The 14,981-nt window shown below is 58.7% G+C and carries 14 protein-coding genes and 1 pseudogene; 7 read left to right on the plus strand and 8 right to left on the minus strand.

All coding sequences use genetic code 11. The features are described from left to right. Positions 1-13: 13 nt before the first annotated feature. A complete protein-coding gene (locus tag A8O26_RS01260) occupies positions 14-1,159 on the minus strand; it encodes an MFS transporter (RefSeq protein ID WP_064116426.1) in 1,146 nt (381 codons plus the stop codon). Between the two features lie 188 nt (positions 1,160-1,347). Further along, positions 1,348-2,841: an aldehyde dehydrogenase gene (locus tag A8O26_RS01265; protein WP_038359230.1), complete on the minus strand. Its 1,494-nt coding sequence runs from the start codon at positions 2,839-2,841 to the stop codon at positions 1,348-1,350. A 237-nt stretch (positions 2,842-3,078) separates the two neighbouring features. Here A8O26_RS01265 and A8O26_RS01270 point away from each other — a divergent pair, with 237 nt between their 5' ends. Continuing rightward, complete coding sequence (locus tag A8O26_RS01270; protein WP_025112716.1) at positions 3,079-3,441, plus strand: cupin domain-containing protein; 363 nt, start codon at positions 3,079-3,081, stop codon at positions 3,439-3,441. Between the two features lie 180 nt (positions 3,442-3,621). On the opposite strand, the gene rpmG is transcribed toward A8O26_RS01270, so the two are convergent. Together rpmG and rpmB are read right to left on the minus strand one after the other, a co-directional pair. Further along, the gene (gene rpmG, locus A8O26_RS01275; RefSeq protein ID WP_003177274.1) at positions 3,622-3,777 is read right to left on the minus strand and encodes a 50S ribosomal protein L33; all 156 of its coding nucleotides are present in this window, start codon (positions 3,775-3,777) and stop codon (positions 3,622-3,624) included. Positions 3,778-3,788: 11 nt separating this feature from the next. Beyond that, complete coding sequence (rpmB, locus tag A8O26_RS01280; protein ID WP_007920377.1) at positions 3,789-4,022, minus strand: 50S ribosomal protein L28; 234 nt, start codon at positions 4,020-4,022, stop codon at positions 3,789-3,791. Between the two features lie 448 nt (positions 4,023-4,470). Between rpmB and A8O26_RS01285 the strand changes: the two genes are divergently transcribed. Next, positions 4,471-6,057: an ABC transporter substrate-binding protein gene (locus A8O26_RS01285; RefSeq protein WP_064116427.1), complete on the plus strand. Its 1,587-nt coding sequence runs from the start codon at positions 4,471-4,473 to the stop codon at positions 6,055-6,057. Positions 6,058-6,192: 135 nt separating this feature from the next. Here A8O26_RS01285 and radC read toward each other — a convergent pair whose 3' ends face one another. Further along, the gene (gene radC / locus A8O26_RS01290) at positions 6,193-6,867 is read right to left on the minus strand and encodes a RadC family protein (protein ID WP_064116428.1); all 675 of its coding nucleotides are present in this window, start codon (positions 6,865-6,867) and stop codon (positions 6,193-6,195) included. A gap of 135 nt (positions 6,868-7,002) precedes the next feature. Between radC and coaBC the strand changes: the two genes are divergently transcribed. The 4 genes and pseudogenes from coaBC (at position 7,003) to argB (ending at position 11,237) form a co-directional block, all read left to right on the plus strand. Continuing rightward, entirely contained in the window at positions 7,003-8,211 is a 1,209-nt protein-coding gene (gene coaBC / locus A8O26_RS01295) for a bifunctional phosphopantothenoylcysteine decarboxylase/phosphopantothenate--cysteine ligase CoaBC (RefSeq protein WP_064116429.1), read from the plus strand. A gap of 5 nt (positions 8,212-8,216) precedes the next feature. Continuing rightward, positions 8,217-8,672: a dUTP diphosphatase gene (gene dut / locus A8O26_RS01300; protein WP_064116430.1), complete on the plus strand. Its 456-nt coding sequence runs from the start codon at positions 8,217-8,219 to the stop codon at positions 8,670-8,672. A gap of 265 nt (positions 8,673-8,937) precedes the next feature. Then, positions 8,938-10,314 (plus strand): annotated as a pseudogene (locus tag A8O26_RS01305) (phosphomannomutase/phosphoglucomutase); the annotation flags it as partial. Positions 10,315-10,331: 17 nt separating this feature from the next. Beyond that, positions 10,332-11,237 carry an acetylglutamate kinase gene (gene argB, locus A8O26_RS01310; protein ID WP_003229488.1) on the plus strand — a complete coding sequence of 302 codons (906 nt, stop codon included), beginning with the start codon at positions 10,332-10,334 and terminating at the stop codon, positions 11,235-11,237. Between the two features lie 175 nt (positions 11,238-11,412). Here argB and pyrE read toward each other — a convergent pair whose 3' ends face one another. Beyond that, positions 11,413-12,057 (minus strand): orotate phosphoribosyltransferase, encoded by a 645-nt coding sequence (gene pyrE, locus A8O26_RS01315; RefSeq protein ID WP_008078597.1) that lies wholly within the window; start codon positions 12,055-12,057, stop codon positions 11,413-11,415. Between the two features lie 82 nt (positions 12,058-12,139). Between pyrE and A8O26_RS01320 the strand changes: the two genes are divergently transcribed. Then, a complete protein-coding gene (locus tag A8O26_RS01320) occupies positions 12,140-12,919 on the plus strand; it encodes an exodeoxyribonuclease III (protein WP_007920349.1) in 780 nt (259 codons plus the stop codon). Between the two features lie 80 nt (positions 12,920-12,999). Here the strand turns inward: A8O26_RS01320 and gltS are convergent, their stop codons facing one another. Together gltS and A8O26_RS01330 are read right to left on the minus strand one after the other, a co-directional pair. Further along, entirely contained in the window at positions 13,000-14,208 is a 1,209-nt protein-coding gene (gene gltS / locus A8O26_RS01325; RefSeq protein WP_064116432.1) for a sodium/glutamate symporter, read from the minus strand. Between the two features lie 381 nt (positions 14,209-14,589). Then, complete coding sequence (locus A8O26_RS01330) at positions 14,590-14,958, minus strand: DUF4870 domain-containing protein (RefSeq protein ID WP_064116433.1); 369 nt, start codon at positions 14,956-14,958, stop codon at positions 14,590-14,592. Between the last annotated feature and the right edge of the window lie 23 nt (positions 14,959-14,981).

The raw sequence follows: 14,981 nt of genomic DNA on the forward strand, positions 1-14,981 counted from the left end.
GTTCAGGTTCAGGTCAGGCAGGTTCGGCCACAGTGCCAAATGCACCTTGCCGCATCAGTAAAATCACCAAACCAAATGCCCCAATCGCCATCAACAACGGCAATGCATGCCCGCTGATCCACTGACTGCCCGCCCCCGCCGCCAGCGGCCCGATCAGACAGCCTACGCCCCACAGTTGCGCGATGTGCGCATTGGCACGCACCAGCGCATCGTCGCGATAACGCTCGCCAATCAAAATCAGCGACAGCGTAAACAAACCACCAGCACTCGCTCCGAACAGCACCCACAACGGCCAGATCAGCAGCGTATCGAGCAACAGCGGAATCGCCAGGCTCGACAGCATCAACACCACCGCACAACCCGCGAACAACGTACGTCGCGACAGATAATCGGCCAGTGCTCCAATCGGCAGTTGCAGCAACGCATCCCCGACCACCACGGTACTGACCATCGCCAAGGCGATCTCGGCAGTGAAGCCCTGTTGCAGGCAATACACCGGTAGCAACGTCAGGATCATCGCCTCGAACGCGGCGAACAACGACACCGCCCAGGCAATCGCCGGCAGCTCGCGGGCGAAGCCCCACAACTCGCGGAACGTGACGCTGCTGGCCTCACTGCTCGGCGCACCGCTGCGGCCCAGTAACAGCAGAGGCGACACCAGCAGCAAAGCGACACCGACCCAGAAACCGTAATCATGCTCGGTACCCAGTGCCCCCAGCAGCAACGGCCCAGACAGTTGGCTCAAGGCATAACTGCTGCCATACAGCGCCACCAGGCGTCCGCGCCAGTTTTCGACCACCAGTTGATTGATCCAGCTTTCACCGAGGATGAACACGATGGTCAGGATCACGCCGATCATCAGGCGCAGCACCAGCCAGATCGGGTAACTCGGCAACAGCGCCAACAAGCCGATCGACAACGCCCCGGCCCACAGGCACAGGCGCATCAGGTTCGCCGTGCCGAAACGTGCCGCCAGATGGCTGGAAATCTTCGCGCCCAACAACACGCCAATCGCTGGCATTGCTGCCATCACGCCGATGGCGAAGGCGCCGTACCCCCAACCCTCCAGACGCAATGACACCAACGGCATGCTGACCCCCAGGGCCAGGCCGACACTCAAGACAGACGCCAACACGGCGAAATACGTCGCCCACCGCATGTTCCACGCTCCTGTGGATTATTTTTATGTGCACCACAAAACCACTGTGGGAGCGAGCTTGCTCGCGAATACGGTTTCACATTCAGCAGATTTGCTGACTGATACACCGCCTTCGCGAGCAAGCTCGCTCCCACAGGGGATCTCTGTCTGGTTTGGGAGCCTGATTGAATCAGGCTCCCCTCAGCGGCTTACAGCTTGATCCACGTCGCTTTCAGCTCGGTGTACTTGTCGAACGCGTGCAGCGATTTATCGCGGCCGTTGCCCGACTGCTTGAAACCGCCGAACGGCGCGGTCATGTCGCCGCCATCGTACTGATTGACCCACACGCTACCCGCGCGCAGTGCCTTGGCGGTCAGGTGCGCCTTGGAGATGTCTTGGGTCCAGACTGCTGCGGCCAGACCGTACGGCGTGTCGTTGGCGATCTGGATCGCTTCTTCAGCGGTGTCAAAAGCGATCACCGACAGCACCGGGCCGAAGATCTCTTCCTGAGCGATCTTCATCGCGTTGCTCACGCCGTCGAAAATCGTCGGTTCAACGTAGGTGCCACCGGTTTCCTGAAGAATGCGTTTACCGCCAGCCACCAGTTTCGCGCCATCGCTATGACCGGACTCGATGTACGACAGCACGGTGTTCATTTGCTGGGTATCGACCAGCGCACCGACGTTGGTGGCCGGATCCAGCGGGTTGCCCGGCTTCCAGGTTTTCAGCGCCTCAATCACCATCGGCAGGAATGTGTCCTTGATCGAACGCTCGACCAACAGACGCGAGCCGGCGGTGCAGACTTCGCCCTGGTTGAAGGCGATGGCGCTGGCAGCGGATTCGGCTGCAGCTTGCAGATCCGGCGCATCGGCAAAGACGATGTTCGGGCTCTTGCCACCGGCTTCGAGCCAGACGCGTTTCATGTTCGATTCGCCGGAGTAGATCATCAGTTGCTTGGCGATCTTGGTCGAACCGGTGAACACCAGCGTATCGACATCGTTGTGCAGGGCCAGTGCCTTGCCAACGGTGTGACCATAACCCGGCAGCACGTTGAGCACGCCTTTCGGAATACCGGCTTCAACGGCCAGCGCAGCGATGCGGATAGCGGTCAGCGGGGATTTTTCCGACGGTTTGAGGATCACCGAGTTACCGGTCGACAGCGCCGGGCCGAGTTTCCAGCAGGCCATCATCAGCGGGAAGTTCCACGGCACGATGGCGCCGACCACGCCCACGGGCTCGCGGGTTACCAGACCGAGCTGATCGTGCGGCGTAGCGGCGACTTCGTCGTAGATCTTGTCGATCGCTTCGCCGCTCCAGCTCAGCGCTTGCGCCGCGCCGGGAACGTCGATGTACAGCGAATCGCTGATCGGCTTGCCCATGTCGAGCGTTTCGAGCAGAGCCAGTTCTTCGGCGTGCTGCTTGAGCAGGCCGGCAAAACGGATCATGGTGGCTTTGCGTTTGGTCGGTGCCAGGCGCGACCACACGCCGGAATTGAACGTGGCGCGGGCGTTTTCCACGGCGCGCTGAGCGTCGGCGGCGTCACAGCTGGCAATCTTGCCGAGCAGACGGCCATCGACCGGGCTGATGCATTCGAAGGTCTCGCCGGAGACCGCGTCGGTGTATTCGCCGTTGAGGTAAGCGCGGCCTTCGATCTTCAGGTCGCGGGCGCGTTGTTCCCAGTCGGCACGAGTCAGGGTGGTCATTTAAGTGTCCTCCTCTTGTTGAATACGAGCGCCGCGCGATCTTCGCCAGCGTCCTCAAAAATTCTGCCCGGCCAGCCTGCATTTCGGCCCATGGCACCCGCCACCCTAAACCAGCGGCCGGGGTTGTTTCAATATATTTGACATAAGCGCGCTATACGGCCTTGCGGTGTTCATTTTAATAAACATAGACTTTCGCCCATTCCAACCATCGCGCCGTCATCACGGGAGAAAACAACAATGAACATCCAGAACGTCGTCGACATCAGCCTGACCAGCAGCGAAGCCGAGCGCTATCGCCCGGACCCGGCCAAAGTGCTCAAGGGCGATCCGGAACAAGCGGTGTTTCATCAATATGAAAGCCCTTGTGGGCAGATGGGCGTCGGCGTTTGGGAAGGTGCAGTCGGACAGTGGACGGTGAATTACACCGAGCATGAGTACTGCGAAATTTTGCAGGGCGTTTCGGTGCTGCGTGACAGCGATGGCAATGCCAAGACCTTGCGTGTTGGCGACCGGTTTGTGATTCCGGCGGGGTTTCGTGGGACCTGGGAAGTGCTGGAGGCTTGCCGCAAGGTCTATGTGATCTTTGAACAGAAGGCTTAAGGATTTTCCCTGATCTTACCGGCGCCTTCGCGAGCAGGCTCGCTCCCACATTGAACCGTATTCCATTGTGGGAGCGAGCCTGCTCGCGAAGGGGCCAGAACAGGAAACACAAAATCCGAAACAACAAAAAAGGCCCGTATCGTGAGATACGGGCCTTTTTTGTAAGTCGGGAAAAATCAATTACTTGATTTTGCCTTCCTTGTAGATCACGTGCTTGCGAACAACCGGATCATATTTCTTGATCTCGATTTTGTCCGGGGTAGTACGCTTGTTCTTGTCGGTAGTGTAGAAGTGACCAGTACCGGCGCTCGAGATCAAACGAATCAATTCACGCATGATTAGCTCCCTTAAATCTTGCCATCGCGGCGAAGTTCGGCGAGCACGACAGTGATGCCACGCTTGTCGATGATACGCATGCCTTTGGCAGATACGCGCAGACGCACAAAACGTTTCTCTTCTTCAACCCAGAAGCGGTGATGCTGCAGGTTCGGCAGGAAACGACGACGGGTTTTGTTGTTTGCGTGGGAAATGTTATTCCCAGTCACCGGACCCTTACCGGTAACTTGACATACTCTCGACATGCCTCAGCCCTCTAAAACCACATGCCCAACCCGGCATGGGTTGGCCGCTTAATCTCTCAGTCATTTGGCGCCAGGCGCCGCGTTTCTTTAGAGGTCTTACCGGCTACACCTACAGTGAAGGAACCGGGCCCCTAGAAAAGAGCGCTGCTTTATACCAGAAAGACCGGGGTGCAACAACATTCGGTGTGCAATCAATCGCTAAAAAGGCACTTTTTCGGCCTGCGAACGCTTTGGATAAAGGCCGGCATCGATTTTTACCACTCGTCGCAGAAAATCGACTGCGCGGGGGTTTCAGACTTTTTGCGGCACGCCGCGGTCTGAAAAACCGCTGTCACTGTGCCCTGAAAATGCAAAAAGGGGATAGTCATTTGTAATCCAGCCCTCTAGGGTAGGCCTTTTCCAGACTGCACTTGCAGATGGGCCTTCGATCTGTAAAAGGAAACCGACCATGCGCCTCGCTGCCCTACCCCTGTTGCTCGCCCCGCTCCTGCTGAGCCCATTGGCCCAGGCCGCCGCGCTGAGCGTCTGCACCGAGGCCAGCCCGGAAGGGTTCGACGTGGTGCAGTACAACTCGTTGACCACCACCAACGCCTCGGCCGACGTGCTGATGAACCGTCTGGTGGATTTCGACACCGCCAGCGGCAAAGTCGTGCCGAGCCTCGCCGACAGCTGGGAAGTCAGCACCGATGGCCTGACTTATGTATTCAAGCTGCGCCCACAGGTGAAGTTTCATACCACTGAATATTTCAAACCCAGCCGTGAGCTGACTGCCGAAGACGTCAAATTCAGTTTCGACCGCATGCTCGACCCGGCCAACCCGTGGCACAAGGTCGCTCAAAGCGGCTTCCCGCACGCGCAATCGATGCAGTTGCCTGCACTGATCAAGAAGATTGACGCGCTTGATCCGCTGACCGTGCGCTTCACCCTTGATCACCCGGACTCGACGTTCCTGGCCACCCTGAGCATGGGCTTTGCCTCGATCTATTCCGCCGAATACGCCGACAAATTGATGAAGGCCGGCGCGACCGACAAACTCAACAGCCAGCCGATCGGCACCGGTCCATTCGTTTTCACCCGCTTCCAGAAAGACGCAGCGATCCGCTACAAGGCCAACCCGGATTACTTCGGCGGCAAGCCTGCGGTCGATCCGTTGATTTTCGCCATCACACCGGACGCCAACGTGCGCCTGCAGAAACTGCGGCGCAACGAATGCCAGATCGCCCTGTCGCCAAAACCACTCGACGTACAGGCCGCGCTGAAAGAACCGACGTTGAAAGTCGAAAAGACTGACGCGTTCATGACCGCTTTCGTCGGCATCAACAGCCAGCATCCGCCGCTGGACAAGCCGGAAGTGCGCCAGGCGATCAACCTCGCCTTCGACAAGGCCAACTACATCAAAGCCGTATTCGAAGACACCGCCGAAGCCGCCAACGGCCCGTATCCGCCGAACACCTGGAGCTACGCGAAGAACTTGCCGGGTTATCCACACGATGTGGCAAAGGCCAAGGCACTGATGGCCAAGGCCGGTTTGAAGGACGGTTTCCAGACCACCATCTGGACGCGTCCGTCGGGCAGCCTGCTCAACCCGAATCCAAGCCTCGGCGCGCAACTGCTGCAATCGGATCTGGCGGAAATCGGCATTCAGGCGGAAATCCGCGTGATCGAGTGGGGCGAACTGATTCGCCGGGCCAAGGCCGGCGAGCATGACCTGCTGTTCATGGGTTGGGCCGGTGACAACGGCGACCCGGACAACTTCCTCACGCCGCAGTTTTCCTGCGCCGCGGTCAAGTCCGGCACCAACTTCGCCCGCTACTGCAACGCGGATCTGGACAAGCTGATCAGCGCCGGCAAAACCACCAGCGAGCAAGGCGTGCGCACCAAGCTGTATGAGCAGGCGCAAGCGCAGATTCAGCAGCAAGCGTTGTGGCTGCCGCTGGCGCACCCGACTGCCTATGCACTGACGCGTAAAGACGTGCAGGGTTATTCGGTAAGCCCGTTCGGCCGCCAGGACTATTCCAAGGTCAACCTCAAATAACCTTGCTTGCATAGTTCCCAATGTGGGAGCGAGCCTGCTCGCGAAAGCGGTCCGTCAGTAACAAAAATGCTGACTGACACACCGCCTTCACGAACAGGCTCGCTCCCACAGGGGTTTAGCGTTTGTCCCTGAGAACTACATCCAGCCACACTCCGCCATCGACAGCGGCTCGCCATCACCGATGATGAAGTGATCGAGCACTCGCACATCAACCAACTCCAGCGCCTTTTGCAGCCGTTTGGTCAGCAAGCGATCAGCCTGACTGGGATCAGTATTCCCCGACGGATGGTTGTGGCACAGAATCACCGCCGCGGCGTTATTGGCCAAGGCACGCTTCACGACCTCCCGGGGATGCACGCTGGTGTTGTCGATCGAGCCGCGAAACAGCGCCTCGAAATTCAGCACCTGGTGTTTTGAGTCAAGAAACAGACAGCCGAACACCTCATGGGGCTCATGCCGCAGCATGGCTTTGAGGTAATCACGGACCACCTGGGGATTTTCCAGCGCCGGCTTCTTGCGCATACGCTCGGCCAGATGCCGCCGCGCCATCTCCAGCACCGCTTGCAGTTGCGCGTACTTTGCCGGGCCCAAACCCAATTGTTCGCTGAACGCGGCAAGATCGGCTTCGAGCAAAACCCGCAGGCTGCCGAACTGGCTCAAAAGGTGTCGCGCCAGGTCCACAGCGCTTTTGCCGGAGACCCCGGTGCGCAGAAAAATCGCCAGTAATTCGGCATCGGAAAGGCTTCCCGAGCCCTGTTCAAGTAGCTTCTCCCGCGGGCGTTCCGCCGCAGGCCAATCGCGAATACTCATACACATTCCCTGTCTGTGGGCGCCGCTGTTCCGTAGCGGTCGCTGTGATATCTTAGCCCATCTTTTTTGCGGGCGAATTCACCCTGGGGAGGGGGTTTCGCCACGTATGTCACCCACGAAATGAAAGGCAGACCTATGCAGCGGCTGTATCGGAAACGCATCGTTCTGGGCGTCGGCGGCGGCATCGCGGCCTACAAGAGCGCCGATCTGGTTCGTCGCCTGATCGACCAGGGCGCCGAAGTGCGCGTGGTCATGACCCATGGCGGCGCCGAGTTCATCACCCCGCTGACCATGCAGGCGCTGTCCGGCCACCCGGTGCATCTCGACTTGCTCGACCCGGCCGCCGAAGCTGCGATGGGCCATATCGAGCTGGCGAAATGGGCCGATCTGGTGCTGATCGCCCCGGCCACCGCCGACCTGCTCGCGCGTCTGGCACAAGGCATCGCCAACGATTTGCTGACCACTTTGGTGCTGGCCACCGACGCCGTTGTGGCTCTCGCGCCAGCCATGAATCAGGCGATGTGGCGCGATCCGGCCACCCAGGCCAACCTGCAACTCCTTGAAAGCCGTGGCCTGAAGACTTTCGGCCCGGCCTCGGGCAGTCAGGCCTGCGGCGATGTCGGCATGGGCCGCATGATGGAAGCCACCGACCTCGCACAGTGCGCGGCGGACTGCTTCCAGCGTCAGGCACTGACTGGTAAACACGTGGTGATCACCGCCGGCCCGACCCAGGAAAACATCGACCCGGTGCGCTACATCACCAACCACAGCTCCGGCAAAATGGGCTTTGCCCTCGCCGAAGCAGCGGTTGAAGCCGGCGCCCGCGTCACGCTGATCAGCGGCCCGGTGCACCTGCCGACGCCGGATCGCGTTACACGCATCGATGTGGTCAGCGCCCGCGACATGCTCGCGGCTTGCGAATCGGCGATCCCGTGCGACGTGTTCATCGCCTCGGCAGCCGTTGCGGACTACCGCCCGGAAGTCGTCGCCCCGCAAAAACTCAAGAAAGATCCTACGAGCGGTGACGGCTTCGTCCTGCAAATGGTGCGCAATCCAGACATTCTGGCCACCATCGCGACCCGTCCCGACCGTCCGTTCAGTGTCGGCTTTGCCGCCGAGACCGAACACTTGCTCGACTACGCTGCACGCAAGCTGAAGGACAAGAATCTCGATTTGATCGTCGCCAACGACGTCGCCAACCCGAGCATCGGCTTCAACAGCGAAGAAAACGCCTGCAGTGTGATTGACCGTGAGCTGCACGCCACGGTTTTCGCCCAGACCAGCAAGAGCAAGATCGCTCGCCAACTGGTCACTTTTATCGCCGAACGTCTGAACCAGGTTTAATTTACATGCACGCTTTGCAAGCCAAGATCCTCGACCCACGCATCGGTACCGATTTCCCGCTGCCGCAATACGCCACACCGGGCTCCGCCGGCCTCGACCTGCGCGCCATGCTGGAGCAGGACATCGTGATCAAGCCGGGTGAAACCGTGCTGATCCCCACCGGTCTGTCGGTTTACATCGGTGACCCGAACCTCGCCGCGCTGATCCTGCCGCGCTCGGGTATGGGCCATAAGCACGGCATCGTGCTGGGCAACCTCGTCGGCCTGATCGACTCCGATTACCAGGGCCCGCTGATGGTGTCCTGCTGGAACCGTGGCCAGACCGATTTCACCATGACCGTCGGCGAACGTCTGGCGCAGCTGGTGCTGGTGCCGGTAGTGCAGGCGCATTTCGAAATGGTTGAAGAATTCGTCGAAACCGAACGCGGCACCGGCGGTTTCGGCCACACCGGCACCAAGTAACCCGTTAGAAATTATTGTGGTGAGGGGATTTATCCCCTCACCCAGAATTTGTGCAATTTGTGCGACAGGTTTTAACACCGTAAATCAAGGTTTTGCCGGCCGAAAGCCACGCCAGCCGAGGCGTCATGGCCCTTTCACACCACGAACTCTCTGTGGAAAACGCCGTCATACCCTTCAGTTTGAGCCTGCCGTCGAACGATTCGTCGGTCTGTCCCGCCCCTTTCGAGATGGAGCATTTCCGTAGATGAGCACCCCAGCCAAGATCGCCCCGACGCTGCCCGACAGCATTTTCCGCGCCTATGACATTCGCGGCACCGTGCCGGAATTCCTCAATGCCGAAACCGCTTACTGGATTGGCCGCGCCATCGGTTCGCAGAGCCTCGCTCAAGGTGAGCCAAACGTGTCCGTCGGCCGCGACGGTCGCCTGTCCGGCCCGGAGCTGGTTGCCGAGCTGATCCGCGGTATCGCCGAGAGCGGCTGCCACGTCAGCGATGTCGGTCTGGTACCGACGCCGGCGCTGTACTACGCCGCCAACGTGTTGGCCGGCAAATCCGGAGTGATGCTCACCGGTAGCCACAACCCGTCGAACTACAACGGTTTCAAGATCGTCATCGCCGGCGACACCCTCGCCAACGAACAGATCCAGGCCCTGCATGAACGCCTCAAGAGCAACAATTTGAGCAGCGGCACGGGCAGCGTCACTCAGGTCGAAATCCTCGACCGCTACAACACCGAAATTGTCCAGGACATCAAACTGGCCCGGCGCATGAAGGTCGTGGTCGACTGCGGCAACGGCGCGGCCGGCGTGATCGCCCCGCAACTGATCGAAGCGCTGAACTGCGAAGTAATCCCGCTGTTCTGCGAGGTCGATGGCAACTTCCCCAACCATCACCCGGATCCGGGCAAGCCTGAGAACCTTGTCGACCTGATCGCCAAGGTCAAGGAAACCAACGCCGATATCGGCCTGGCCTTCGACGGCGACGGCGACCGCGTCGGCGTGGTGACCAACACTGGCAGCATCGTCTACCCGGATCGCCTGCTGATGCTGTTCGCCCGTGACGTGGTCGCGCGCAACCCGGACGCGGAAATCATCTTCGACGTCAAATGCACCCGTCGTCTGGTGCCGTTGATCAAGGAATACGGCGGTCGCCCGCTAATGTGGAAGACCGGCCATTCGTTGATCAAAAAGAAAATGAAACAATCCGGCGCGCTATTGGCCGGCGAAATGAGCGGGCACATCTTCTTCAAGGAGCGTTGGTTCGGTTTCGACGACGGCATCTACAGCGCCGCACGACTGCTGGAGATCCTCAGCAAGGAAAAATCCACCGCGGAAGAGCTGTTTGCGACCTTCCCGAACGATATTTCTACGCCGGAAATCAATATCCATGTGACCGAAGAGAGCAAATTCAGCATCATTGATGCTCTGCACGACGCACAGTGGGGCGCAGGCGCTGACCTGACCACCATCGACGGCGTGCGAGTCGATTACGCCAAAGGCTGGGGCCTGGTGCGCGCATCCAACACCACACCGGTGCTGGTGCTGCGTTTCGAGGCCGATGACGAGGCTGAATTGCAACGCATCAAGGATGTGTTCCACGCCCAACTGAAACGCGTTGCACCTGATCTCCAACTACCGTTCTGATTCACCCGGAGCCCTGAATGACCCTCGAACGCGAAGCCGCCGCCCATACCGCCCAGGTCCTGTCCGAAGCGTTGCCTTACATCCGACGTTATGTCGGCAAGACCCTGGTGATCAAATACGGCGGCAACGCGATGGAAAGCGAGGAGCTGAAAACCGGCTTCGCCCGCGACATCGTCTTGATGAAAGCCGTGGGCATCAACCCGGTGGTCGTGCACGGTGGTGGCCCGCAGATCGGTGATCTGCTCAAGCGCCTGTCGATCGAAAGCCACTTCGTCGATGGCATGCGCGTCACGGACGCCGCGACCATGGACGTCGTGGAAATGGTCCTCGGTGGCCAGGTCAACAAGAGCATCGTCAACCTGATCAACCGCCACGGCGGCAGCGCCATCGGCCTGACCGGTAAAGACGCCGGGCTGATTCGGGCGAAGAAGCTCACCGTGACCCGCCAGACACCGGAGATGACCCAGCCGGAAATCATCGACATCGGCCAGGTGGGCGAAGTGGTCGGGATCAATACCGAATTGCTGAACTTGCTGGTCAAAGGCAACTTCATTCCGGTGATCGCGCCGATTGGTGTGGGTGAGAACGGCGAGTCGTACAACATCAACGCGGATTTGGTGGCCGGCAAAGTCGCCGAAGCACTGAAAGCCGAGAAGCTGATGCTGCTGACCAACATCGCCGGCCTGATGGACAAGTCGGGCACCGTGCTGACCGGTCTGAGCACACAGCAGGTCGACGATCTGATTGCCGACGGCACCATCTACGGCGGCATGCTGCCGAAGATTCGTTGCGCACTGGAAGCGGTGCAGGGCGGCGTGGGTAGCTCGCTGATCATCGATGGTCGCGTGCCGAACGCGATCCTCCTGGAAATCTTCACCGACACCGGTGTGGGCACGCTGATCAGCAATCGCAAGCGCCCTTAAGGCTTAGCGCACACAAAAAGACCCCGCTCAGCCTGACTGAGCGGGGTCTTTTTTTGCACCGCAATCCCTGTGGGAGCGAGCTTGCTCGCGAAGACGGCGTCACATTCAACATTGATGCAAGCTGACCCACCGCTTTCGCGAGCAAGCACGCTCCCACAGGTTTGTTACAAGGCCATTAAACGCCGAACTGGGCGCGATAGGCTTCCACGGCTGGCAAATGCTGCTTGAGCTGCGGATCATCGGCGAGGAATTCCAGCACCTGATTCAGCGAAACAATGCTGATCACCGGGATTCCGAAGTCGCGCTCGACTTCCTGGATGGCGGACAATTCACCGTTGCCGCGCTCCTGGCGGTTCAGCGCGATCAGCACGCCGGCGGCCTTGGCGCCGTCCTGGGAAGCGATGATTTGCATCACTTCACGAATTGCGGTGCCGGCAGTGATTACGTCGTCGATGATCAGTACATCGCCGGTCAGCGGTGCGCCGACCAGACTGCCGCCTTCGCCGTGGGCCTTGGCTTCCTTGCGGTTGAAGCACCATGGCAGGTCACGGTCGTGGTGCTCGGCCAGCGCGACGGCGGTGGTCGCCGCCAACGGGATGCCTTTGTAGGCCGGGCCGAACAGGACGTCGAAGGGAATGCCGCTTTCAGCAATGGCTGCGGCGTAGAAACGCCCCAGTTGCGCCAGGGCCGAACCCGAGTTGAACAGGCCGGCATTGAAGAAGTAAGGACTGGTGCGTCCGGACTTCAGGGTGAACTCACCGAAGCGCAAAACGCCGCGATCGATGGCAAAACGAATGAAATCGCGCTGATACGCTTGCATGAAAAAAACCCCAAATACCACGGATTTAGCTAATTAGCTTGACGCCGTGTATCATACACGCACGCGATTTTTGGGGCCATTTATGCGGATCATCAGTGTGAACGTCAATGGTATTCAGGCTGCAGTCGAGCGTGGTTTGCTCAGTTGGCTGCAAGCACAGAATGCCGACGTCATCTGCCTGCAGGACACCCGTGCCTCCGCCTTTGAACTGGATGACCCAGCCTTCCAACTGGATGGCTACTTCCTTTATGCCTGCGATGCTGAAGTCCCTGCCCAAGGTGGCGTGGCTTTGTATTCGCGGTTGCAACCGAAGGCTGTCATCAGCGGTCTCGGTTTCGAGACGGCCGACCGCTACGGGCGCTACCTGCAAGCAGATTTCGACAAAGTCAGTATTGCCACCTTGCTGCTCCCTTCGGGGATGAACGGCGATGAGGACTTGAACCAGAAGTTCAAGCTCATGGACGACTTCGGCAAGTACCTGGACAAACAGCGACGCAAACGTCGCGAGTACATTTATTGTGGCTCGCTGTACGTGGCGCAGCAGAAGCTCGACATCAAAAACTGGCGCGACAGCCAGCAATCCCCGGGATTCCTGGCGCCAGAACGCGCCTGGATGGACGAGATTGTCGGCAACATGGGCTATGTCGATGCGCTGCGCGAAGTCAGCCGCGAAGGCGACCAGTACAGCTGGTGGCCGGATAACGAACAGGCCGAAATGCTCAATCTGGGCTGGCGCTTCGACTATCAGATCCTGACCCCAGGGCTGCGGCGCTTCGTGCGCAGTGCACGCCTGCCGCGTCAGCCACGGTTCTCGCAGCACGCACCGTTGATCGTCGACTACGACTGGACGCTGACCATCTAAGCGTCGTTTCGCAGTTAAAAAAATGCCCGTATCGCAAGATACGGGCATTTTTTATGCCTGCGTTCGAGGCTGAATCAAACTCAGACGGCGACGAAGAACGGCAGCATCAAATACAACTTGATCACGATGACATTAATGATGTCGATGAAGAACGCGCCCACCATCGGCACCACCAGAAATGCGATCTGCGAGGGCCCGTAACGCTGCGTCACCGCTTGCATGTTGGCAATGGCGGTCGGCGTCGCGCCAAGCCCGAAACCGCAATGCCCTGCCGCCAGCACTGCCGCATCGTAATTGCGCCCCATCACCCGGAACGTCACGAAGATCGCGAACAGCGCCATGACCAGCGCCTGCACGGCCAGAATGATGAAGATCGGCAAGGCCAACGCGGCCAGATCCCACAACTTCAGTGACATCAAGGCGATTGCCAGGAACAACGACAGACTGACATTACCCAGCACCGAGACTTCACGCTCAAACACCTGATACAGGCCAAGCGCCGAAAGACCATTGCGCAGCACCACACCGACGAACAGGACGCATACGAAGGTTGGCAATTCGAACGCCGTCCCCTGCAAAAACCCATTCAACAGATTGCCTACCAGCAAACTGACCGCAATCAGCGCCAGGGTTTCGATAAACGAAAACGGTGTGATCGAGCGCTCTTTATTCGGCTGCTCAAAACCCTTGGGCAGTCGCGGCGTGTCCTGCTGATTGCAACCGGGTACTTCCACGCGCTTGATGAGCAAGCGAGCGACCGGTCCTCCGATCAAACCACCGAGCACCAGCCCGAACGTCGCGGAGGCCATTGCCAGCTCGGAGGCAGAAGCCAGACCGTACTTCTCACTGAACACCGTGCCCCACGCCGCACCGGTACCGTGTCCCCCCGCCAGAGTGATCGAGCCCGTCAGCAAACCCATCAAAGGGTCGAGCCCGAGCATTGTGGCCAGCCCGATACCCATCGCATTCTGCACCACCAACAGGCCGGTGACGGCCAGCAGAAAAATCCTCACGATGCGGCCGCCTTTCTTCAGACTGGCAAAATCCGCACTCAGACCAATAGTGGCAAAGAAAGCCAGCATCAAAGGCGTTTGCAGAGAGGTCTCAAAGCGCACCTCAATATCGAACGCTCGCAATAACAATAATCCCAGGGCAACTACCAAGCCGCCGGCTACAGGTTCAGGGATATTGTAACTGCGCATGAAACCAACACGTGTAACTAGTCCGCGCCCCAGTAATAACACCAGAGACGCGGCCACCAGCGTTCCATAAAAATCGAGCTGCATCATTTGGATTGTTCTTGGCTAAATATTCAGAGGCGAACTTTCTACCTGGGCACGCCCATGAATCGGCTGATTGTCTCAACACTGATTAATTTGGAATTCAAGTACCTTCGATGGCTTGAATATATCGAAATATTTCAGAAGCAATATCACGCAGGGCAACTTTAACAATCGCCAAGCGCCGTTGCCAAGGACATGAGCGCGCACGCAGGCGCACAGTTGTGACCAAAGATGTAAGAACGGAATATATATAAATTCACACGCTACCGCTGATCGCAGACAGACTATTCCTACGCCCTGTAGATGCTTATTTAATTGCAAAAACGCAAATGCCCTGACAAGTCAGGGCATTTATTCAACACTTCGAATTGCGTCAAGGCGTGACGCTTACTTAATCAGTCGCCAAGTGAACGGATAACGGTAGGGAAACCCCTTATTAGCCTTCACCGCACCCACAATCGGCAGTACCAATGCACAAACAACCACCGGAACAATCAAAACATACCCGATAAGCACCGCCATCATTGCCACACTGATGACCATGGCAATAGTCATGGTGATCTGGAAGTTCAACGCTTCCTTGCCCTGCGCATCGATAAAGGCGTCACTCTCACGCTTCACCTGCCAGAGGATCAGCGGCCCAATCAGATTGCCAAATGGAAACATGCTCCCCAAAAAGCTGGACAAGTGACAAAGCATCGCCCATTGGCGAACCTCCTGGTTCGGCTTGGGCAGCAGCTCTTGCTCGTCACTCATCGCGTCCTCCTTGCAGGTTACGA

Source organism: Pseudomonas fluorescens, from assembly GCF_001648775.1.
Classification (GTDB): Bacteria; Pseudomonadota; Gammaproteobacteria; order Pseudomonadales; family Pseudomonadaceae; genus Aquipseudomonas; species Aquipseudomonas fluorescens_M.

Excerpts from the sequence above, each read along its gene's own strand:
- A8O26_RS01260 (WP_064116426.1), bottom strand. The coding sequence starts at position 1,159 with ATGCGGTGGGCGACGTATTTCGCCGTGTTGGCGTCTGTCTTGAGTGTC.
- A8O26_RS01265 (WP_038359230.1), bottom strand. The coding sequence starts at position 2,841 with ATGACCACCCTGACTCGTGCCGACTGGGAACAACGCGCCCGCGACCTG.
- A8O26_RS01270 (WP_025112716.1), top strand. The coding sequence starts at position 3,079 with ATGAACATCCAGAACGTCGTCGACATCAGCCTGACCAGCAGCGAAGCC.
- rpmG (WP_003177274.1), bottom strand. The coding sequence starts at position 3,777 with ATGCGTGAATTGATTCGTTTGATCTCGAGCGCCGGTACTGGTCACTTC.
- rpmB (WP_007920377.1), bottom strand. The coding sequence starts at position 4,022 with ATGTCGAGAGTATGTCAAGTTACCGGTAAGGGTCCGGTGACTGGGAAT.
- A8O26_RS01285 (WP_064116427.1), top strand. The coding sequence starts at position 4,471 with ATGCGCCTCGCTGCCCTACCCCTGTTGCTCGCCCCGCTCCTGCTGAGC.
- radC (WP_064116428.1), bottom strand. The coding sequence starts at position 6,867 with ATGAGTATTCGCGATTGGCCTGCGGCGGAACGCCCGCGGGAGAAGCTA.
- coaBC (WP_064116429.1), top strand. The coding sequence starts at position 7,003 with ATGCAGCGGCTGTATCGGAAACGCATCGTTCTGGGCGTCGGCGGCGGC.
- dut (WP_064116430.1), top strand. The coding sequence starts at position 8,217 with ATGCACGCTTTGCAAGCCAAGATCCTCGACCCACGCATCGGTACCGAT.
- argB (WP_003229488.1), top strand. The coding sequence starts at position 10,332 with ATGACCCTCGAACGCGAAGCCGCCGCCCATACCGCCCAGGTCCTGTCC.
- pyrE (WP_008078597.1), bottom strand. The coding sequence starts at position 12,057 with ATGCAAGCGTATCAGCGCGATTTCATTCGTTTTGCCATCGATCGCGGC.
- A8O26_RS01320 (WP_007920349.1), top strand. The coding sequence starts at position 12,140 with ATGCGGATCATCAGTGTGAACGTCAATGGTATTCAGGCTGCAGTCGAG.
- gltS (WP_064116432.1), bottom strand. The coding sequence starts at position 14,208 with ATGATGCAGCTCGATTTTTATGGAACGCTGGTGGCCGCGTCTCTGGTG.
- A8O26_RS01330 (WP_064116433.1), bottom strand. The coding sequence starts at position 14,958 with ATGAGTGACGAGCAAGAGCTGCTGCCCAAGCCGAACCAGGAGGTTCGC.